Source organism: Candidatus Vicinibacter affinis, assembly GCA_016714365.1.
Lineage (GTDB): Bacteria > Bacteroidota > Bacteroidia > Chitinophagales > Saprospiraceae > Vicinibacter > Vicinibacter affinis.
On record JADJNH010000007.1, the window covers coordinates 415,215 to 436,985 of the forward strand.

At 37.9% G+C, this 21,771-nt stretch carries 16 protein-coding genes and 1 pseudogene; 4 read left to right on the plus strand and 13 right to left on the minus strand.

What is annotated here, in order from left to right; genetic code table 11:
• The 13 genes from IPJ53_16565 to IPJ53_16625 form a co-directional block, all read right to left on the minus strand.
• The gene (locus IPJ53_16565) at window positions 1–1,713 is read right to left on the minus strand and encodes a hypothetical protein (protein MBK7800715.1); all 1,713 of its coding nucleotides are present in this window, start codon (window positions 1,711–1,713) and stop codon (window positions 1–3) included.
• Window positions 1,710–2,765, minus strand: coding sequence for a di-heme enzyme (locus tag IPJ53_16570; GenBank protein ID MBK7800716.1), 1,056 nt, complete (start codon window positions 2,763–2,765; stop codon window positions 1,710–1,712). The genes IPJ53_16565 and IPJ53_16570 overlap by 4 nt, the downstream gene beginning before the upstream one ends.
• A gap of 71 nt (window positions 2,766–2,836) precedes the next feature.
• Window positions 2,837–4,102, minus strand: coding sequence for a T9SS type A sorting domain-containing protein (locus IPJ53_16575; GenBank protein MBK7800717.1), 1,266 nt, complete (start codon window positions 4,100–4,102; stop codon window positions 2,837–2,839).
• An 84-nt stretch (window positions 4,103–4,186) separates the two neighbouring features.
• Window positions 4,187–4,825 carry a carbonic anhydrase gene (locus IPJ53_16580; GenBank protein MBK7800718.1) on the minus strand — a complete coding sequence of 213 codons (639 nt, stop codon included), beginning with the start codon at window positions 4,823–4,825 and terminating at the stop codon, window positions 4,187–4,189.
• A 126-nt stretch (window positions 4,826–4,951) separates the two neighbouring features.
• A complete protein-coding gene (locus tag IPJ53_16585; GenBank protein MBK7800719.1) occupies window positions 4,952–6,823 on the minus strand; it encodes a hypothetical protein in 1,872 nt (623 codons plus the stop codon).
• 5 nt (window positions 6,824–6,828) lie between these two features.
• Window positions 6,829–9,360, minus strand: coding sequence for a DUF2309 domain-containing protein (locus tag IPJ53_16590; GenBank protein MBK7800720.1), 2,532 nt, complete (start codon window positions 9,358–9,360; stop codon window positions 6,829–6,831).
• Window positions 9,361–9,453: 93 nt separating this feature from the next.
• On the minus strand, window positions 9,454–10,131 hold the full coding sequence (locus IPJ53_16595) for a carbonic anhydrase (protein MBK7800721.1): 678 nt from the start codon (window positions 10,129–10,131) through the stop codon (window positions 9,454–9,456).
• Window positions 10,132–10,152: 21 nt separating this feature from the next.
• Window positions 10,153–11,727 (minus strand): SulP family inorganic anion transporter, encoded by a 1,575-nt coding sequence (locus IPJ53_16600; protein ID MBK7800722.1) that lies wholly within the window; start codon window positions 11,725–11,727, stop codon window positions 10,153–10,155.
• Window positions 11,728–11,940: 213 nt separating this feature from the next.
• A complete protein-coding gene (locus IPJ53_16605) occupies window positions 11,941–12,243 on the minus strand; it encodes a hypothetical protein (GenBank protein MBK7800723.1) in 303 nt (100 codons plus the stop codon).
• 175 nt (window positions 12,244–12,418) lie between these two features.
• Complete coding sequence (locus IPJ53_16610) at window positions 12,419–13,498, minus strand: glycosyltransferase (GenBank protein ID MBK7800724.1); 1,080 nt, start codon at window positions 13,496–13,498, stop codon at window positions 12,419–12,421.
• Window positions 13,499–13,555: 57 nt separating this feature from the next.
• The gene (locus IPJ53_16615; protein ID MBK7800725.1) at window positions 13,556–15,109 is read right to left on the minus strand and encodes an Rne/Rng family ribonuclease; all 1,554 of its coding nucleotides are present in this window, start codon (window positions 15,107–15,109) and stop codon (window positions 13,556–13,558) included.
• A 385-nt stretch (window positions 15,110–15,494) separates the two neighbouring features.
• The gene (locus IPJ53_16620; protein MBK7800726.1) at window positions 15,495–16,277 is read right to left on the minus strand and encodes a hypothetical protein; all 783 of its coding nucleotides are present in this window, start codon (window positions 16,275–16,277) and stop codon (window positions 15,495–15,497) included.
• Window positions 16,278–16,279: 2 nt separating this feature from the next.
• Window positions 16,280–16,597 (minus strand): integration host factor subunit beta, encoded by a 318-nt coding sequence (locus IPJ53_16625; protein ID MBK7800727.1) that lies wholly within the window; start codon window positions 16,595–16,597, stop codon window positions 16,280–16,282.
• Between the two features lie 265 nt (window positions 16,598–16,862).
• On the opposite strand from IPJ53_16625, the gene IPJ53_16630 reads away from it, so the two are divergent.
• The 4 genes and pseudogenes from IPJ53_16630 to IPJ53_16645 all read left to right on the plus strand — a co-directional run bounded on the left by IPJ53_16630 (window position 16,863) and on the right by IPJ53_16645 (window position 20,736).
• Window positions 16,863–17,732 (plus strand): YicC family protein, encoded by an 870-nt coding sequence (locus IPJ53_16630; protein MBK7800728.1) that lies wholly within the window; start codon window positions 16,863–16,865, stop codon window positions 17,730–17,732.
• Window positions 17,729–18,313, plus strand: coding sequence for a guanylate kinase (gene gmk / locus IPJ53_16635; GenBank protein ID MBK7800729.1), 585 nt, complete (start codon window positions 17,729–17,731; stop codon window positions 18,311–18,313). The genes IPJ53_16630 and gmk overlap by 4 nt, the downstream gene beginning before the upstream one ends.
• Window positions 18,314–18,439: 126 nt before the next feature.
• Window positions 18,440–19,273, plus strand: coding sequence for an IS30 family transposase (locus IPJ53_16640; protein ID MBK7800730.1), 834 nt, complete (start codon window positions 18,440–18,442; stop codon window positions 19,271–19,273).
• Between the two features lie 74 nt (window positions 19,274–19,347).
• A pseudogene (locus IPJ53_16645) lies at window positions 19,348–20,736 on the plus strand (IS3 family transposase).
• The last annotated feature ends 1,035 nt before the right edge of the window (window positions 20,737–21,771 follow it).

Here is a 21,771-nt window from a genome sequence, read left to right on the forward strand (position 1 = left end):
TTAATATAATTTGAACATGGGACCGGAATAACAAGGATAAATTACCGGAACGTAAACTCCATTTTTTAAGATGGATTCTGCCCAACAATATTCTTTCCCCTTGGTATCATCATTTTGCATTTGAGCCACGTACCAAAATACTAAAGAAGCATTTTCGATAGACTCAGCATTTTCTTCCATAAATTTTTCTGGACCTTGTTGATAGTCTCTGTTACAGCATGGTCCGATGGTCGGAAGATCAGTTTCTCCTTCGTCACGATTCTCATCCCATCGGGTCACATATACATATGCCTGATCACCTCTACCAGCATCTCTCAATTGCCCGGTATTGGCAATAATGTAAATTCCACCCTTGTTTTGATTTTCAATCCTCATCCACTGATGATCGTCTTTATAAATAGTTTGCTCATTTTGTAAACTCCATTTTTCTCTTTTCCACTGAATCCAAGCGTTATTTTTCCATTCAAAAAAATTAGATTTTGCATCTGCAAAAGCAATTCTTGTTACCGGTCGGTACATTCCGTTATTCCCACACCCCCTTCCGATACTTCCGGCAACCGGTCTGAATCTACCATCCTTATAAAATTCAAAATATTGATGATAATTGTAATTGCAGGGGGTAGGCCATCCCTCGCTGTAATAACGTTGTCCCAATAAAAATCCAGTAGTGTCACCTGCTTCAACAATTGGTTCAAAATAAGGTGGCTCCACTGCCAAAACTGCTGCAGTAGAAAATTCGGGACAACCTACCGCATCACTGTAACCAAATCCTTCTGTCTTCGAATACGAAACATGCCAATCTACCAATTTAACACTTCGAAACAAGGCCCGGTTATTAAATTTAACATCCGCCACCAACAATCCATCCGATCGACTCATACTGTATTTAAATGACCATCCATCCTTCTCAAATTTGTTCTCTTTTTCACAATAACATTGCATAATGTTCTCATTTTGCATTTTTCTCTGAGATATAGCCATCCCAGTTTCGCCTACATTTGTCCACCTGACCCCAGCAACATTCAAATCTGTTAAATCCACAATGGCCCATAAAGCTTTATCACCCTTTACAAATGTTGGCGCTACACAAAGATGTCTGGAACGTTGGCATTTGGTACGATTCAAAGCTGTTTTAGTCCCTGGCATCAAAGGTGTCGTCAGTTGGTTGTTTTCACCATAACTATGTATTACCGCCGTATCATTTCTTGCGATTTCTAAAGCCAGTTCGATTAAATGGGGCGGTACATCCGGTTGTGTTTCTTTATAAAATGATATGCTAACTACTCTTTCATTCTTTAAATCTATTATCCCAACCACAGTTCCATTTAATGCATAGTTATACATTTCCACACGATAACAATTCCCATCTTTGCACACATTGGATCCACTTGGCAAATCAGTTGTTCTTGCAACACTGACAGAAAAAATTTCATTTAACATCTTCTGGTTACTTTTCTTATCTATAAAAAACTCAACCAATTGACGACTCCCTAAAAATATATCCTGAATTTTGTTACTGTTCTTCACATCTGAATTCCTGACTTTTAACACAGGAACATCCTTTTGTAAAATGCTGTAAATTTCTTTTACTCTGGCTTCTACCAGTTTTGTGGGTGAAATTCCCCTTTGTAATTCAGAAGTACAACTGATCAAAAATGAAATAAAGATCAACTGACTCAACAAACGGACTAAATCTGTCTTCAACACTTTCATGGATTAAATGGATCTAAAAAATGATCATCTTTAAGGTAGCTTGTGTCCGTAAGTGTATACAAAAATGCAATAATGGCTTTGCGTTTATTTTCATCCAAATGAAAAACTTGCATTCTACCATCCGTATTCGGATGAAGGGCACCATCTCCATTACATTCACCCCCCGAATGAATCCTTCCGGCCCTTTCATAATTTTTAATTACTTCTTCAAGGGTATTGGCGGATCCATCGTGATAGTATGGTGTAGTCAAAGCAACATTTCTCAATCCGGGTATACGAAAAACACCATTGTCGTCTACGCTCAGTGTGTGTTCCTGCAAACCCAAATCTCTTGCTGGGTAAGAACCATTGCAATTGTACAAACCAATATTGGCGAAATCACCTCCACGCTCAGGCTCAAAAAAATCCAGCCCACCATGACATCTGTTGCAAGCTATTGTATCAGAAAAAAATAAATTCAAACCGAACCATTCCTGACTTGAAAATAAACTGGAATCCTTGGTTGCCAAATAATCATCATAACGTGAGTGCCGGCTTTGAAGACTCATTTCATAAGCAGCGATGGATTCCATAATTTCTTTAACAGTCAAATTGTCTATGTTTTTCTGAAAAGCATTTTCATAAAGCTGCTGATAAATTTTATCCTTTCTAAATCTTTGTAAAATTATTTCTTCATTACCCTTCAAACCCAACTCGACAGGCTGAACAGAAAATAAAGGACGCTCCATTTGTTTTATCAAATGATTCACATTAGGATCAGACCAGTCAAAACTTGTCCGATGATTAAGATTCAGCAAACTTGGCGCATTCCTTTTCAATAATTGAGCTTCTGAATTTAGTGAAATTCTGTACCCATCAGTAAATGCCAATCTCGGATCATGACACGAAGAACAAGATCTTCCTAGATTGTAAGAAAGTTTCTTGTCAAAAAATAAATGATGCCCAAGTTCTGCCAATGGATCCTTTAATGGCTGCTTGATAAGCCGATCATTTGGTGCTGCCGTCAACCAAAAAATGAACCCAAGACCCACTAAAAAATAATACTTCTGCATAACTATCAAAGAGAATTACAAGTTTGCAGGCAGGTAATATTTTATTTAAAAATATACCTGTAACTGTCCCTTTAAATTTTTTGAAATGTACTCTGAAATAATTTTCCCTCAGAAATAATTTTGATCACGTAGATGCCTGCAGGAATGCCGGACAAATTAATTTTACTTTTATAGAATTCTGGATAAACACTTTTTCCCATCAAATCAACCATTACAATCTGATCTGCCTTCAGAACTTCCGGTAAACTGACAAAGTCTCTTGCAGGATTTGGAGTAAGGTGCAAATCGTATGCCTTTTGTTCTTTTTCTGTGCCGGTAATACTGTAATCAAATGCAAAATATCCGGGTGTGATGGAAGCTTCAAACTCATCCAGTTGGTTAAAATTCTGATCAAAAACAAATACTTTTCCAAATGAAGTAAAATCTGTCTCTGCAGCATAAATCAATTTGGATCGGTCATCAAAACTTAACCCATAAAATTGTTTTCCCAAATCCAGAAATGGTCCGGCATTTTCAGTGGCAATATCGTATTTACCAAGACCTGTTTTGCCGCTTTCCTGATAGATGACCGCACTCTCAATCAAAGTAGAAGTGGCACATAAAGAACTCACCTGAGGTAGTCTTTCCGTTTGAACTTGTACACTGCCCAAATTAATTTTGGAGAGTGAACTACCGGTATAATCCCTGTTGTTCAGACTATACAACACATCATTTTTGATCATTAAATTTTCAGGATTTTTTCCTTCTGACCCCAGGTCAATGGTATTTACCCATCTTAATTTTTGTAAATCGATGTCGAGTATCTTTCCTACCTCCTTTCCAAACTCAAACCCATTGTTGACAGCAATAAAAGCATGATCATCTCGCAGGATAATACTTTCTGCAGTATAGGGCATTTCACTAGCCGGAATTTCGAAAACCAGACCTAGATTGTTCTTATCATAAATCTGCACATAGGCGTTTAGGGCTTTTTCATACTCACCCCTGGTAACGATCATATAGTTTCCCCAAAAGTCTATTTTCCTGACTCCCTCAACTGGTAAGTTCGATTGGACTGCATTGGTCAATAAATTATATCGCAACACTTTCTGATCCGCAGCGACCCAATAGGAACCTTCGTGTATTTTAATATCTGAAGCAAATCTGGCTTGAGGAATATCAACCAATGGCTTATATTCTTTCCCGGTAAGGTGGTAGGCCCCAACAGAAGGTGGTATCAGGATCTGATTATTCGTATAATCGAAGACCCCTTCATTCAAAACTAATACCCTGGACTGGCCGGTGATCAACACCACCAGGAAAAATCCAAGAATGAAACTACAGGTAAATTTTTTCATGTGCTAACCATTTTGTCGCCCAAAAATAGGGTAAAGCTGCCAAATCCATGATTCTAAATCTCCATCGTTTCAAGAAATCCAATACTACAAGTCATCAAACTCATAGAATTCATCCAGATGATCCCCGGGGCTGAGATCTAATAAAGGTTTGATAATTCCATTTCTGAGGCTGTAAACCCAGCCATGAAGGTGTGGACGTTGCTCATGCTTCCATGCCTTTTGGACAATGGAAGTCTTTGCCAGGTTCATGACTTGCTCCCGTACATTAAACTCAATCAGTTTATTGACTTTATCGTCTTCATCCTCCAGTGCATCAATCTCTTCTCTGTGAATACGGTAAACATCCTTGATATTTCTCAGCCATTTGTTGATGATGCCAAAATTATGCCTTGTCATGGCCGCTTTTACTCCACCACAGCCATAATGACCACACACAATAATGTGCTTCACTTTGAGATGATGTACCGCATATTCCAGCACGGTGAGCAGATTCAAATCCGTATGCACTACCAAGTTTGCCACGTTCCGGTGAACAAATATCTCCCCCGGTTGGGTCCCGGTAATCTGATTGGCCGGCACCCTACTGTCACTGCATCCAATCCATAAAAATTCGGGTGTCTGAAGATGCTCAAGACGGGAAAAAAAATCCGGATCTTCTTTCGTCCTTTCCTCAGCCCAGGACTTATTCTCCCGTAACATCTGATCAATTATATACTCGCTCATGGATTTTTTAGTGAATTTTAAACAACTGCTTTTCATCCATCTAGGCCATTTATGCTAATTGCCTAAATTGAAATGCATACGAATATCTGACTTTATACAGAATTATCTAGATTAAATCTTTTGAGACTATGAAGCCCTGAATGCGATGGGATGATATTGTTTAATGTGTGGCCCAAGAAAAACACGAATATAAATTCTGATCAGGGCTAATTCGAGAAACAAATAATTTAAACATAAAAAGGTGAGCATAAGCCACTCATGATAATGAATGTAGGTAAGAAATAAATCAATCCCTATAAAAGTGGTTGTAATGGGAAACCCTGCAAACCCCAAACATGCAAGCAGAAAAAACAAAGCATGCTTTCGATACTCATAAACATGGCCGTGGTATTTATTCATTCCCAAAGATTTTTCTTTACGCTCCACCCTTACCAGACAAACGTATCCCAATGTTCCAGCTAACATCAAACCCGCGAGGTACAAAAACAATTGAGTCAAACCTAAAGGCTTATTATAGCTAAGCGCAAATACAGTAAAAACTTGCGAGAGACAAATTTTTAACCATTGGTCCAACGGTCTGCCCGCAGAACTGAAGGCCGTCAACACAATAATCAATCCTACTCCTGCACTCCACAACGGCAACTGATGGTCAATCATCAGAACATACGATTGGCTTACGAAATTCCTAAGCATAATTAAACTGCAAAACAACACCAAAACTGATATGGACAAAAATTGAAATTTCAGTTGTATAAAAGTACCCAATCTCTTAAAAGGCGTCCACAGAAAACGGTACATAAAATAATCCAGACCAAACTCCTTGATAGAAAATAAGTAAATCGCTGAATGAATACGCTCGAGAAAATTGCTGCGCAACACTTTAACTCTTGGTTTAAAATGAAAAATCATATGATGGGACAAATAACTAAGCACAGATGGCGATACCAGAAATTGATATGCCCTTAGAAATGAATGTCCCACCACATGAAATAAAACAAATCCATTTAAACCAAATCCTAACTCCATTAACATGAATCCAATTTGAACAACAGTCGAATAGGCCAATTGACTTTTTACTCCGGATTGCACCCGCGAAATTAAAGTCCCCGAAATGGCACTGATCAAACCAACTGCAACTAAAAGTCCCCTGATAAAATAGTCATGAGACCATAAAGGAAAAGTTCTCAACAATAAAAAAATTCCAAGGTGCACAGCCAGAGATCCATAAAATATGGAACTCGACGAACTGGGACCTTCCATAGCTCTCGGCAACCAACTGGAAAATGGAAATTGTGCGGACTTAATCAGTGCAGCCAAAACGATGAACAAGCTCAACCAAAGTAATAATGACTCCTGAGAACTTGATAAACTTCCGACAATATTTTCTTGCGTCAACTCATCAAACTGAATATTCCTGTGCCATAGATGATGACAAAGAAATAATGCCATAATTAAAAATATATCTCCCAATCGGTAAAATGACAAAACTTTAAAACCATTTCGTACAGGCAAAATCCGATCCCTGTAAAAGGCAATTAATAAAAAAGAGGAGATTCCAATGATTTCCCATCCTACAAAAAAACTTTCGAAGTTACCGGACAGCACTGCAATATTATAACCGGTCATAAAAAAAAGAAAGGCGAAAAAGTATCTCTTAAATCCTTCCTCTCTGTGCATATAAAATTTACTGAACAACGCTACTACAAAAAACAACAGGGCGCCAAGCAATTGGAATACACCTGAATTTAAATCATAATAAAAACCAAAAATAAAATCAAAATCGTGATGACTGTAAATGCTTCCCACTTTATGATAAATAGGCTTTCCCTCACCCAGCATCCAATACAAAAATGCAAGTAAGGACATAAACAAACCGGTAATGGTAGAAATTAAAACCAAACTGGAAATAAGACGCTCTCTTTTACTTTCGATAAAAAGCAAAATAAATAATGCCACTAAAGGGAGTAACACCAACGAAAGTAAAATTTGAGAGATCATAACAATTAATTTTTGATGGTGTAAACAGGCAAATTTTCTTTAGTAGCATCCAGAATATGGTTTGTTTCCATCTCAGTTGCAGATTCCACCAATCGATGAAAATCTTCATGGTGGTTAATGTCACTTTTGATACAGGTATAGGGCGTAAACTCCCCATCCCTAAATGTCAACATTTCGGCTCGCCCAGGAAATACGCAAACTAAATGAACCCACTCATTTATATACCACTCATACATTTCTGGTGTACTCTGAATAGCCTTTAAAATAATTTCCGGATAATGTTCTACCACAATCAATAACCTTACCGGATCATGGACCTCTATCATTTGTACAGGAAGGCCGGGTCTCAAATCCCCATCAACACTGTTCGTGACACCAAATAACCCAATTACATGATGGGGTAACTTGGTGCCTGCTCCAAATTTATGATTGTCCATTCTGGAGAAATAATACTCCAAATTTATTCCACCACACACAGGACCTATAGGTCGCATGACGGCAGTTAAAATTTTACCCTCCGGATCAATTCTATAATCATAGGAATTTAAAAATGCGCGGCGGTCCAAAAACAAACGTCTTGAAATACTTCGCCTGCCAATGATGCATACTGAATTCGTCCCATGTCCTAGTTCAGGTCGGGGTTCGAATAATGAAACGGATCTATTCTTAATGGACTTTCTGATAGAACCAGTTGAATTTTGAGTTCGGATTGAAGCAAATCTTCTGGATCGTTCCTTTGCATTCAACTCCAAGGCCGTGTGAAAATTATTCAATCTTTGTTGATGCATCTCTCTTACTGCATCAGGATGTTTTTGCACGTCAAAAAATCGAATTTCATCCGCCGCAGTATCGTGCATCCCTCCAATAAAAAAAGTATTTTCAGGAATGGAAATTCCCCTTGTTGCTAATATTTTTCTCACATCCGGATGGTTTGCCATCAAACTAAAAACTCTTGCATTTACAGAACCCGGACGTCCGCTGCATGCACCGCAATCATGAGCCCCGTGGTGTGGGTTATTGGCGCTACTTGATCCATGCGCCAGAATGTAAACAATCGGTGAAAAATGATCGACCATACCAATGCTCTTTAGTAAAGCTTCCACCCGATCAGCCATTTGAATTACGGTGAAACCCAATTGCAGATTATTCTCAAATAAAGGCGGATTTGAACTTTCCAATTGCAATTCACTGGTTTCATCCATGTGTGCAAAAGCATCAGAAATGGCCGGACTCATCCTGGGTTTGAAAAGCATCAATACAGTTTTTGCAAAAGCCCATAACCCCAATACGGTAGAAAAAAACCAACCGGTTATTGGATGGTGAGACCCGGATCCATACAACAATTCAGATTTTCTTTTATGATTGCCTTTTATTGCTTTGATTAAATGTTTGGGCGTTACAGGTGCTGGACAAAGTTTTTCGTAAAATTTGGCTCCTTCAGCCAGATAATAAAATTCGACGTTGAAAAATCCCGGCGTGCCATAAGTAGCACAATTGTCATCGGTTCCTTCCAAATGTCTTCTCAAAGAACACTCTCGCTCATCTACACAAAACATAGCCTGAAAACTGTAATCCGGATGGCTGGTTTCTGGTTGCGGCAAATGTTGCAAAATACCTCCCAATACTTCATCGTAATAACTCCACTCAAATGCTTCCTGCCAAATTAACAAAGCCTTATCCAACTCAGATAAAGCAAAATTTTCATCCCACTCCGATGTATAGTTTTTCAAAAAGTTACCCAATGGCTTCCATTTGCCTTTCTTCTTATATTCCAGTGCATCAATCTCCAGCAACAATTCAAAGTAAATCAATTCCCTTAAAGAAATTTTTCTTGAGTCCAACAAGGTCACTGGATTATCTTCAACAGCAGATACAAAACCTGACCATCCATGATGACTGAATTGCTGATCAAACAAATATTGCTTGTAAAGTCGCTCATCTCCTACCAAAATTTCGAGGAGATCTTCAATGTCCAAGTTCGGATCAACAAAAAGCTCCCTCGCTTTCTTAGTTTTATATAGACTAACTATTCCATTGGATTCTAAGGCCCGAAGTGACGAAAGAAAACCATCAGGACTAACATGCCAATTCCAAAAGGAGACCCCTTGATCCAGATAATGACTCAATATTCTGAAAAGAAATGGATGAACTTCTCTATCCAGATCTAAACCAAATAATTCACACGCCTTAGATCTTAACTGCCCGATTTTTGGAACTCTGTGTTGATCATATTCCTGATGAAATAAATCCCATTTAACTTCATGCATTCTAGCTTTCCCAAAATTTTGAAGGATGACTCTGTCAAGTATTTGTTCTCTAATTCTTCCTTGCTCAAATAACTTTCTGTATTCGTCCAATTGAAACGTAACCTGGTATCCAAATAAATAAGAAGCTTTGAAAATTGCCTCTTTAAATTTTAAATCCTGAAACGCATGCAAGGTGTTATGATGAATAAAATCCTTCAGGGACAATTGGCTTGGCAAGAAATGCTTCATTTCATCAATGAAGTCTTCAATACCCTTTAAATTTTTTTTCATCACGATTTTTTAAAATGTTCAATTGAAAAATTGAATTATTATATATTAAATCTATTGGTTACGAATTGCATAGTAGTTGATTTAAAATTAATTTTACGAAACGAATTTGGATTTGATATCTTTTTTACAAGAGATCAATGAATCCTCCAGAAACTCAACAATGCCGGTTTCTAAATTATGAACAGCACCTATAATGGCAATTTCACCTTTCTCTATCATTTGCTCAAGTATGTAACTTCTGTTGACAATAGAAATGACAGATCTTTTTACATTGAGTGCAGTCACCTGTTCCACAAAATCAATATTCTTTGAATTTCTTAATTGAGCATCTGTAACGGTTCTTTCTTCATAAACTGCCGGTTGAATTTTTGACAACAATTCTGTCAGGTTGCCCATCTCTATATGGTCACAAGCTCCTTTAATGGCCCCACAATTGCTGTGTCCCAATACCACTATGAGTTTTGACCCTGCAACCTTGCAGGCAAACTCCAGACTTCCTATTATGTCTGTATTGACTACATTTCCGGCAATTCGGATGGACATGACATCACCAAGCCCCTGGTCAAAAATCAATTCTGCAGATGTTCTGCTGTCAATGCAACTGAGAATGGCAGCAAAAGGCCACTGTCCGTCGCGTGTTTCATTTGCTTGTTGCAACAGATTCCTGTTTATCTTTAAATTGCTTACGAATCGGAGGTTTCCCTCTTTTAAATAATCAAGAGCTTTCTGTGGAGAAATGCTCGCTTGAGTTTCGGAAGTATGCGTTTTCATCGAATGATTTATTTATTTTAATTAATTGGAAGTTACATGCTCAATGGAATGATCCATTTGATACTCTTCCTTAAATCCTTTTAAACTAACTTGCAGACCTTTCTCTTTTGATCCGATGTCTCTGAATTCACGAATCAACTGAAGCACATCGTGATCAATGTAAAAAGTATCTGAAGCGTCTATCAGCAACTTAGAATTTTCGGGAAGATGATTCAAGGTTTGCTTAATGGCCGCCTTATTAAGAAAAGAAACTTCCTGCGCCAGTTTCATGGTGATGACATCTCCTTCATGATACTTTTCCCTTTTAAAAAAATAAGCAAGTTTGAGATTGGCTCTCAGTATAAAGAAAATACTCACAATCAAACCAATTCCAACTCCCTTCAAAAGGTCGGTAAACACCACTGCTAAAACTGTAATTAGAAATGGAAAAAACTGATATTTTCCACTTTCCCACATGTGCTTAAATACTGCTGGACTTGCCAGTTTGAGTCCAATCATAATTAAAACTGCAGCAAGTGAAGCCAATGGAATTTTGTTCAGGAGTCCCGGAATAATCAATACAGCCAACAACAAAAAAACTCCATGAGCAATAGCAGAAATTTTTGTTCTTGCACCGGAATTTATGTTTGCTGAAGTTCGTACAATTACTGAGGTCATTGGAATTCCACCGATTAAACCACTTAAAATATTCCCCGCACCCTGCGCGATAAGTTCGGTGTTGGTATTGGTAAATCTTTTCAAAGGATCCAGTCTGTCCGATGCTTCTATACACAATAAGGTTTCGATGGATGCTACGATGGCAATCGTCAATCCAACGATCCACACATCCGGACGTAAAATGGATTCAATGGCAGGAAATGAAAACTGTCCTAAAAATTCCTCTACTGAACCGGGCATTGGAAGACTTACCAAATGCTCAGAACTGATGAGATATTCCGGTAGAAAATGGCGGAATATTTCATTCAATACAATTCCTGAGACAACTACCACTAAAGCTCCGGGAATGATCTTTATTTTTTTCAATAAATTAATTTTATTAAAAGAGATCAGAATTGCTATGGAAACCAAACTGACAATAACAGCTCCCGGATGCGAGAAATTGACTGCATCTATGATTCCTGAGAAAGTGTTGTGACCTGTGTCCTTTTCTATAAAGAAAAAGTCACCTTCATTATCCTTATCATACCCTATCGCATGTGGAATTTGCTTCAGTATAATAATGATGCCTATCGCAGTCAACATGCCTTCAATAACATTTGAAGGGAAATAGTTAGAAATCGTACCTGACTTCGCAAAGCCTAATACTAACTGAATCAATCCGGCAATTACCACTGCCATCAAAAAAGCACTGTAATCTCCAAGGCTGCTGATGGCCACTAAAATAATGGCCGTTAATCCTGCTGCGGGACCAGTTACACTCAATTGGCTGTTACTTAAAAAACCTACCACAATACCCCCTATTACGCCTGAAATAATCCCGGCAAATAACGGAGCGCCGCTCGCCAACGCAATTCCTAAACAAAGCGGAAGTGCTACCAGAAATACCACTAAACCAGCCTGGATGTCCTTCCAAAAATAATTTGAATACTTTTTCATGAAAACTGAATTTTATATTTTGTGCTTGCACTCATGCATGACTTTCCTTTCATTTTTTCCATTTATTTTTGATTTTATCAAAGAAAAATGGAGTCAATTTGGCTCAAGAAAAAACGATGTAAAATTTAATATGAATTACATTGAAATGTCCTGCTAAGAGCTAAGAAAATTTGCATTACTGCTTAATGCAGGAGAAGATTAAATCTGAAAATCTCAGATCAGAAATTCCGGCGGAATATCTTGTAATTTAGGATCAGAAGTAGAAATGTATCCATTAATTTCTGAAAAAATGGAAGTGCGTTGCTGTTCTATTTCTGAAATAAAATGTTGGGGTGTAGCAGCCATTCGAAGCTGGTAGAAATTGTCTTCATCAAAAACTTTTGTCTCTTTTTCAGAATTGTCTGCATTGGAATCTGCCAGCTCGTAAAGCACAGAAGTATCCAAACACCTTGCGCATCTGAGGGATACATCCCCCAAAATGATCAATAATAACAAGATTCCTCTGATCCAAGACATAGGTTTACACAAACAGCAAAGGTATTAATTTAAGCTTCAAGATAGATATTAAAGTAATGTTAAAAAAATGAAAGGGTTTTGCATTTGTCAAATTATAAAATACAACCTCGAAAACCAACGATGCTTTATTTGATCAATCAGTTCCAGTAAAAATTTACAGTTTCCTAGAAAGGAATTATTCCCTCATCAATTTATTGACCAGCGGGTCAAGATAAAATTCGAGCCCGGAGGACGACTGATATTCAAGGTACCCCGGATAGGCCATCGCTTCCAATACATGTTTTGATAAGTTCAAATCATCCTGATTAACATTCAAGAAGAGACTTTTGGCCATTAATCCTCGTCCTAAATACTCCTGCTCAGGCTGGCCGGGTGTAGGAATGAGTAGAGCCTTTTTTTGTATCACCGAAAGATCCAACAAAGTGGAATAGCCACTTCTGCATACAATTAAGCCTGAGGCACACATTATTTCATTTAATTCTTCAGAGGTAACCAGATCTCGCACCTCCAGGTGTGCAGACTGTGGTATGCCAACTCCGGCGGTTGTACCTCGGATCAACAACATCCTTCTTGGACTCAATCCATCAATTTGGCTAAGAATCTTTTCTTCAAAAAAAGTACGTTGTGGTTCAGGTCCGGATAAAACAAAACAGAGGTCGTACCGCTGAGGTAGGTTCATGAACTTGAAACGACTTAATGGACCAATAAAGTGATGCTTGCCGGATTTAAATCGATGGGCCAGATCCCCTGAAAGGTTATGTGGACCTCCAAAATCCGGTACCCAAATCTGATCAAACTGCATATAAAAAAAACGCATCCAGGTGTCTGAAATAAATTCAATTATCCTGGAACCAAGCGGAATATGGAGATGGTGGGAAATAATGACAGATGGGATGCTTTTCTGTGCAGCCCCTAACCTTGCATCAGACACCAACAGGTCAATATTTTGTTCTTTGCAGATTTTGCCGATGGCCATTTTCTCCAAAAGAATAGCCTTGTGCAATTTAAAAATCTGGAAAGTCATGTTCCAAAACATGTTTCTGCTGGGATAAGTAATTCCATAATCCGGAATATCAAAAACAGTAAGATGTGGAAATTCCTTTCTTAGCAAATCGCTTCCTGCACCCGATGAAGCCAGTACAACCGTAAAATTTTTATTTAAAAAGTAGCGGATGACAGGAATTGTTCTCGTAACATGTCCGAGGCCCCAGTGCTGAGGTGCAATAAGTACTTTTTTACGGGATGCTGCCGTCATATCTGCCTGCAAAACGAATTCAGCTTTGCAAAGGTAAAATTAGAAAAAAAGCAACATCTATTCGTTTAATCGTATTTCGTCCTCTGAACCATCAAAAAACTTGAATTGTATCATTCCTAAATCCTGATCTTCTACCAGTTTTACTCTTTTCTGGTATTTAAAATACCATTTCCAGCCAAAATTGAAAAAACCTTTCTTGAGAAACGCAATCACAAAAGGATGAGCCTTTAAGATCGGATCTTTTGGTGGCCTGGTATGCATGATAAAATCCAAGTCTCTTTCAATCTGATCCACCAAAAGAATGGTAGGATTGACTTTGCCGGATCCATTGCAACATGGACACAGTTCCGCAGTATCAATACTCATCTCCTGCTTCTCTCTCTGCCTGGTGATTTGCATCAACCCAAACTTTGATAAAGGCAGAATGGTATGCTGACTGCGGTCGCCTTCCATGTATTCCTTCATTTTCTTATAGAGCAACAACTTATTTTCGTTGCTCTTCATGTCTATAAAATCAATGACGATGAGTCCTCCAATATCCCTAAGTCTGAGTTGTCTGGCGATCTCCTCAGCAGCTTCCAGATTCACTTGTATAGAAGCATTTTCCTGATCCATCTTCTGCACTTTGGGACCGCTGTTGACATCGATCACATGCATCGCTTCTGTGTGGTCAATGATCACATAAGCTCCACTCGGTAAGGTAGCAGTCTTTCCAAAAGAAGATTTAATTTGTCTTTTAACACCATGAGTATCAAAAATGGATTTAGTACCCTTATAGAAATGCAGTATACTGTTTTTTTCCGGAAGATTGTTGTTCAGGTATTCCTTAATACTGAGGTACATCTCCCGGTCGTTGATGTGAATACCGGTAAAATTCTTATTCAACAAATCCCTTATCATGCTGGATGTTTTGTCCAGCTCGCTCAATAATTTCAAAGGTGGTTTGGCTTTTACCAGCTGCTGGTGCATATGCTTCCAGCGTTCCAATAATAGATTTATCTCTTCATGGAGTTCTGCTACTTTTTTTCCTTCAGCGGCAGTCCGTACTACAATTCCAAAATTTTTAGGCCGGATGGATTCTATCAAATTGAAGAGTCTCTCTCGCTCATCTGTGCCTGCAATTTTTTTGGAAATCGCAATGGTATTACTAAACGGAGTCAATACAACAAACCGACCCGGTATGGTGATTTCACAACTTAATCGATGTCCCTTGGTGGAAATGGGTTCTTTCAGAATCTGAACCAACAGAAAAGTTTTCTTATCCAGCACCTGAGACACCTTGCCGTTTTTATTGATGTCAGGCTGAATTTCAAACTGATCCAACATAGGATTTGTCTGAATGCCATTTATTACATCGTGGGTGTACTTTTTTACGGAATTCAACACGGGCCCCATATCTGTGTAATGCAGAAAGGCCTCTTTGGAGTGTCCGATGTCAATAAATGCAGCGTTTAAACCGGGCATTAGTTTCCTAACCTGCCCAAGGAATATATCCCCTACATTATAGAGCGTATTGGCTTTCTGCTTGTGCAGTTCAACCAATCGTTTATTTTCAAGTAACGCTATCTCAACGGTACCCTGGTGGGCGGAGATAATTAACTCTTTGTCCATGCATCTTTTTTAGATGCGGGAAGGAGGCAGATAGATAGAAACAGAAAATGGCGAAAGATCCGGAAGATCCCAAGAAAAATTTCTTATCGGTTCTTGGATCGTTTCCGAAGACTTGCACTTGATCAATCAAGCTTCAGAAAGAATACTTTGGACTTGGGATGATATCTTCCACCTGGTCAAGGTTAAATCACGAACTCTTCGGAAAACACCTCTGTCCCGCCTGATCAATCTATCTGTTCTTTTTCTTATGTCTGTTTTTTCTCAATCGCTTCTTACGTTTGTGAGTCGCGATTTTATGTCTTTTTCTTTTCTTACCGCAAGGCATAATTATAAATTTATATATAGTTTCTTTAAAATCTTTTGGCTTGTGAAGTTTAACAATTACTTATTTCGCTTCACATATTTTCCTGAATGGACCGACATCTTCACTCAATTGTCCTCCCGCAATCACTTCTACCATCAGACAATTGGCCTCTCTTTGACCTGGATCTTTTTCCAATATCGCTCCTAGTCGTTTTTTTGCTTTCTCCCACTGTCCGGTCTGTACAGCCAGTTGGCTCAACGTAATTTGCAACGGAAGATAGTCGGGAAATTTTTTCTCCAAACCCAACAATGCCAGAATTCCCTTCATCGGTTCCTCTCCCGGCATCTTTACGATGCAAAGCGCTTTGTTCATCTGATGCTGTGGCTCTTCCGGTGCAAGAGCAATAGCCCGATCAAATGCTTTTTCTGAATTTTCGCGACAATAAAGACGATCCTTCTCTACTTTCATCTGATCCAGCCCGGCCATATAAGTGGTACCGGCTATTCCCCAGGCCTCTGCAGTCTTTTCAATTTCAGCAACCTCCGCAGCATATCCACCGGCCAGATCCATTCTTTGCTGGCGATACCAGAATCCGGAAATGGCTTTCAAAGAAGCTAACTCATCGTTGGCTTCTCCTTTGGAATTTAAGCTTTTCATCAATTCTTCCCATTCAGCTTTCTGTTCTGGGTTAAGTTCTTTGCCGGCCTCATCAGCCAGCTTTTTTATTTGGAAAGTCACAGACATTTTGTCGTCACCCTTATCACCGGAATTCTTTAAATCCGCAGAAACGATGTCAAAAGCAAAATAACTAAAGACGATCAATCCTAAAAAAAGTAAAGCAATTCGGCCGGGATTTCTCAACATGCCTATTCTTCTACATCATCTTCATAAGCCCCTTCCGGTTCAGCACCCAACTTCACATGGTCCACAAAAATCTTTGCCGGCTTGAAAGAAGGTATATAATGTTCAGGAATTTCAATGGCCACATTCTTTTTAATGTGTCTGCCTATCTTTTTTGCCCGCTTTTTTACCACGAATGAACCAAAACCTCGGATAAAGACATTCTCTCCATTTGCAAGAGAGCTCTTCACTTCCTTGAAAAACATTTCCAAGGAAACCAACACATCAACCTTAGGCACTCCAGACTTATCCGAGATTATAGAGACCAAATCAGCTTTTCTCATTTGCTTGATATTTAGACAGTTATGAATTTTTCTCTTAAAAGAGTGTGCAAATTTCGTAATTTTAAACCGAACTCAAAATTTTTAAGCAACTTTTTTATAAAAAAACTTTTTCTAAGCTTTTCTATATCAATAAGATAGAAAAGCAAACCGGCCGGAATATCCCAAAAATAATCCAAATCCTTAAAACTCAGTCAACAAATTTAACCGGGTTGATAACTCGATCCACATTAAACGATTCTTCCTACCTTCGCAAAAAAATAATTGCATGGTTTATTCAATGACCGGCTACGGCCACGTAAAATCGCAATACGGCGATAAAGAAATTACCGTAGAAATCCGCTGTCTGAATTCTAAGATCAATGATTTCCGCCTTAAACTTCCCAATGCCTACAAACAAAAGGAACTGGAGCTGCGTAAATTACTCAACGAATCGGTGGTCCGTGGTAAACTGGATGTAGTAATATCTGTGGTATCTTCAAAAGGAGACGATGAATTTAGCCTGAATAAAAAACTCTTTAAATCTTTTTACGATCAGATTCAGGATTTAGGTATAGACCTGGGTAAAACGGATATCCTGAATGCCATACTTCAATTTCCCAATGTGATCGAATCTCATGAAACAGATCTGGACGAAGAAGAATTTGAATTCACTTTGCAGGTCCTAAATGAAGCCATTGAAAAACTAAACGACTTTAGATCCATTGAAGGGACCATCATCGAAAATGATTTTATTCTTCGCTTACAAATTATCATGGATCATCTTAAAGACCTTGAACAATATGAGCAAGACAGAGTCAAGATGCTGAAGGATAGAATACTTAAATCTCTCAACTCTACTTTCTCCAATGAGAATATAGATAAAAACAGATTCGAACAGGAGTTGCTTTACTACCTGGAACGTTTGGACATTACAGAAGAAAAAGTAAGGTTGAAGCAACATTGCGATTACTTCATCGATGAACTTAAAACCAAGGTATTGAGTAAATCCAAAAAACTAAATTTCATCAGCCAGGAAATGGGACGTGAAATTAATACACTGGGTGCTAAAGCTCAATATTCTCCCATGCAGAAAATGGTGGTGGTGATGAAGGACGAACTGGAAAAAGTTAAGGAACAGCTCGCAAACATTCTATGAGTACACTCAAGGGAAAAATCATCATTCTAACAGCGCCCAGTGGAAGTGGTAAAACCACCCTGGCGAATTACCTGTTGGAAACATTTCCGAATCTTTCCTTTTCTGTTTCTGCAACTACCCGAAACCCAAGACCTGGCGAGGTGGATGGAGAAAATTATTATTACGTTTCTCAAGATGAATTTAAACAGCTGATCAGCGATGGAAAGCTGTTTGAATATCAGGAAGTTTATGCCAACCAATATTACGGCACCCTGCATTCAGAAATCAGACGCATCTGGAAGGCAGGAAAAATGGCTTTGTTTGACATCGACGTAAAAGGTGCTCACTTTGTCGAACAACAAGGTTATGAAAATGTGCTTACGATTTATGTAAAAGCATCTTCCCTTGATGTTTTAAGAGATCGTCTGACAAAAAGAGGCACAGAGTCTGCAGAAGTAATCGAAAAAAGATTGCAGCGCGCCGCAGAAGAATTGGAATATTGCAAATACTTCGATTACGTCATTACAAATGACAACCTCTCCCTTGCAAAAAAAGTATTGCGCCTGATTGCAGAAGATTTTATGGAAAGCGACTACAAGTAAATTAGAAAATTAGAAAATTAGAGAATGCTGAGATCAACAAATAAGTGCAATTTTTCAAAAAAAAGGAAAAAAAGCTTTTAAGGGCTTTTTTCCTTTTGACCAAGTAGTGCAATCTTTGGATTGTCTATGTCAAAAAATTACAACCAGGTCAGCTTAGAGCAAAGATACCAGATTGAGGCTTTATTTGAAGCCGGAATGAAGCAAAAATTGATTGCCGAAAAAATTGATGTCCATCCATCTACGGTGTGTCGAGAATTAAAGAGAAATATTGCCCAAAGAGGTCAAACTGCAGGCACTTACAAAGCTAACAATGCACAGAGAAAGACAATATTGCGACATCAAAACAAACCGAAACGAATAATATTTACGGATAAGATAAAATCAATAGTGGCTAATCAGCTCAAAATAGATAAGTGGAGTCCAGAACTAATAAGTAATGCTGCAAAATTGAACAACATAACTGCGGTAAGCCATGAACGAATTTATCGGTGGATATGGGAATGTAAGCACTCAAATACCAAGGAAAACAGACAATATAAAGACCTATACAAGTATCTTAGACACTGCAAGAGACGACGCAAACGAGGTAACAGGAAAGACAACAGAGGAGTTATTCTAAATCGAACGCCAATAGAAAAACGGCCATCTATTGTATCCAAACGCAAGCGATTGGGTGACTTAGAAGTAGACCTTATGATGGGCAAAAATCATAAAGCCGCATTATTAGTGCTAACAGATAGGGCTAGTTTACATACCCGAATAAAAAAGTTATCTGGTAAGGATAGTATAAATGTTATGAAAGGTATTATATCATGCATAAAGAAAAACAAGTACAAGCCACGGACCTTAACTTTTGATAATGACCTGGCTTTTAGTCGTCATCATGAAATTGCAAAGTTGTTTAATGTGTCTACGTATTTTACTAGGCCCTATACAAGTCAAGACAAGGGAACAGTGTAAATCGTCAGCATAAAGTGGACCAAATATAATTAAAAATAAGATAGTGTTTCCAAGATCAATTAAATTTGTAAACCATGGAAACAAAAAAGAAACAAACCACAGAAAACTTCATTAAAGAGATTCGTAGGCGAACTAGAAGGACCTTCAGCTCAGAACAGAAGATTACTATTGTTATGGAGGCATTGAGGGCAGAGACCTCAGTAGCAGAACTTTGTCGAAAGTATTCTATCCAAGAGCCACAATTTTATAAGTGGAATAAAGAGTTCTTGGAAGCTGGAAAGAAGCGATTATCTGGTGATACAACCAGGGAAGCTACAAGTGATGAAGTGACAGAGCTTAGAAAGGAAAATCAGCGCTTAAAAGAGATGGTAGCTGATTTGGTGCTCCGATATGATATTGTAAAAAAAGCTTGTCCGTGCTGGATTAACTGTAAAATTCAATAAGTATATGAGATTTACGGCATCGGAAAAACAAGAGTTAATCAATATTGTAGTTGGCTCACAATTTGGTGTCAACAAAACTCTACGAGAGATTGGGCTTAATAAAAGTACTTTTTATAACTGGTATAAGGCTTATTCAGATCATGGGGTGGATGGTTTAGCTCCAAGTAAACGCACTAGCAGAAGGCAATGGAACAGCATACCACAAGAGCAAAAAATCTTGTGGTCATACTTGCGTTGGAGTTTCCTCATTTATCATCCAGGGAACTTGCTTTTAAACTTACTGACGAACAACAAATATTTATGTCAGAATCAAGCGTTTATAGAATTCTAAAAGAAAGAGGATTGATCACGGCTCCTGCACATATTTTTATCACAGCAGCAGATGAATTTAGTAAAAAGACAGCTTTCGTAAATCAGATGTGGCAAACAGACTTTACTTACTTCAAAATCTTAGGCTGGGGTTGGTATTACTTGAGTACCGTTTTAGATGATTACAGCAGATATATTGTCCACTGGGAACTCTGCAAAGGCATGAAAGTGGAAGACGTGAAAAGAACCGTTGATAGAGCTATTATAAAAGCTAAAATTGTCACCAAACAACGACCTAAATTATTGTCCGATAATGGCTCTTGCTATATAGCTTCTGATTTAAAAGATTATTTGAAAAATAGCTATGATATGGACCAGATACATGGAAGACCATTCCATCCTCAAACGCAAGGTAAAATTGAACGCTATCATAGGACAATGAAAAACGTTGTAAAACTTGATAATTATTATTGTCCTGAGGAATTGGAAAGAGCTTTAGAAAAATTTGTAGAAACTTATAACAATGAAAGATATCATGAATCATTAGAAAATTTAACTCCTGCAGATGTGTATTTTGGCCGTGGAGACCTCATTTTAAAAGAAAGGCAAAGAATTAAACTACAATGTATTAGAGATAGAAAAATTGAGTATGAAAAATTATTTCCTAATGATATTAATAACTATAAACAAAAAGAATTAGCTTTGATTTAAATTGAAACACTACTTAGTGAAATGTTCAAATTACTTTGACGACATACAGGAACAGTCGAAAATAGAATAGGAGTAATCAGGAGATACTTTCCAAAGAAAACAAATCTTATATTTGTAACCGATAAACAGGTCCGTTATGTTGAAAAAATGTTAAACAACAGACCTATAAGAAAATTTAATTATTTAACTGCTAATCAAGTGCTACTTGAAAAAATTGCACTTATTAATTGAACTTACAAATTTGAAAATTAGAGAATTTGAAAATTTTAAAATTGTAGTATTTGAAATTTAGTTCGTGGTTGTTTGATGCTTCCAGCGTCAAACTAAACGAAAATAAAAAACCTATATAAAAATTGGGATTTTCTACACCACGTAAATCAACAATGCATTAGCTCATTAGCTAATTAACTAATTAGCTAATTTTGAAATTCTCTCATTCTCTCATTCTCCCGTTAGCCGCTTTCGCGGTTCCTTCACTTATCGTGCTGTCGCACAATACTCTGCTGAAGCAGAGATCGTTCAGTCATCCCAGCGTCAAACTAAACGAAAATAAAAAAACGTACATAAAAATTGGGATTTTCAACACCACGCAAATCAACAATGCATTAACTCATTAGCTAATTTTCAAATTCTCTCATTCTCTAATTCTCCCGTTATCCGCTTTCGCGGTTCCTTCACTTATCGTGCTGTCGCACGATACTCTGCTGAAGCAGAGATCGCTCAGTCATCGCAGCGTCAAACATTACGTTTATTTAAAGTAGTACCAATTAAAATGTACGTGGTCAAACGAACGAAAATAAAAAATAGCACTCCCTAAACTTCACGCTTATTCAGAGTAAAATCCTTTATTGGAACATCGGCAAATGAAGTAAAAATTCAGATGTGGTGTTCCATGACAGCAATTTTGTTATTATCATACCTCAGATCAAAATCTAATCAAAAATGGCATCTTTCCAATTTAATTTCTTTCCCCAGGCTAAATTTATTTGTAAAAATGACCCCTGGAATTGGTTAAATAATCCAATAACTAATAAA

Excerpts from the sequence above, each read along its gene's own strand:
- IPJ53_16585 (MBK7800719.1), bottom strand. The coding sequence starts at position 6,823 with ATGATCTCTCAAATTTTACTTTCGTTGGTGTTACTCCCTTTAGTGGCA.
- IPJ53_16565 (MBK7800715.1), bottom strand. The coding sequence starts at position 1,713 with ATGAAAGTGTTGAAGACAGATTTAGTCCGTTTGTTGAGTCAGTTGATC.
- IPJ53_16620 (MBK7800726.1), bottom strand. The coding sequence starts at position 16,277 with ATGTTGAGAAATCCCGGCCGAATTGCTTTACTTTTTTTAGGATTGATC.
- IPJ53_16600 (MBK7800722.1), bottom strand. The coding sequence starts at position 11,727 with ATGAAAAAGTATTCAAATTATTTTTGGAAGGACATCCAGGCTGGTTTA.
- gmk (MBK7800729.1), top strand. The coding sequence starts at position 17,729 with ATGAGTACACTCAAGGGAAAAATCATCATTCTAACAGCGCCCAGTGGA.
- IPJ53_16640 (MBK7800730.1), top strand. The coding sequence starts at position 18,440 with ATGTCAAAAAATTACAACCAGGTCAGCTTAGAGCAAAGATACCAGATT.
- IPJ53_16605 (MBK7800723.1), bottom strand. The coding sequence starts at position 12,243 with ATGTCTTGGATCAGAGGAATCTTGTTATTATTGATCATTTTGGGGGAT.
- IPJ53_16595 (MBK7800721.1), bottom strand. The coding sequence starts at position 10,131 with ATGAAAACGCATACTTCCGAAACTCAAGCGAGCATTTCTCCACAGAAA.
- IPJ53_16610 (MBK7800724.1), bottom strand. The coding sequence starts at position 13,498 with ATGACGGCAGCATCCCGTAAAAAAGTACTTATTGCACCTCAGCACTGG.
- IPJ53_16630 (MBK7800728.1), top strand. The coding sequence starts at position 16,863 with ATGGTTTATTCAATGACCGGCTACGGCCACGTAAAATCGCAATACGGC.
- IPJ53_16580 (MBK7800718.1), bottom strand. The coding sequence starts at position 4,825 with ATGAGCGAGTATATAATTGATCAGATGTTACGGGAGAATAAGTCCTGG.
- IPJ53_16615 (MBK7800725.1), bottom strand. The coding sequence starts at position 15,109 with ATGGACAAAGAGTTAATTATCTCCGCCCACCAGGGTACCGTTGAGATA.
- IPJ53_16570 (MBK7800716.1), bottom strand. The coding sequence starts at position 2,765 with ATGCAGAAGTATTATTTTTTAGTGGGTCTTGGGTTCATTTTTTGGTTG.
- IPJ53_16625 (MBK7800727.1), bottom strand. The coding sequence starts at position 16,597 with ATGAGAAAAGCTGATTTGGTCTCTATAATCTCGGATAAGTCTGGAGTG.
- IPJ53_16575 (MBK7800717.1), bottom strand. The coding sequence starts at position 4,102 with ATGAAAAAATTTACCTGTAGTTTCATTCTTGGATTTTTCCTGGTGGTG.
- IPJ53_16590 (MBK7800720.1), bottom strand. The coding sequence starts at position 9,360 with ATGAAAAAAAATTTAAAGGGTATTGAAGACTTCATTGATGAAATGAAG.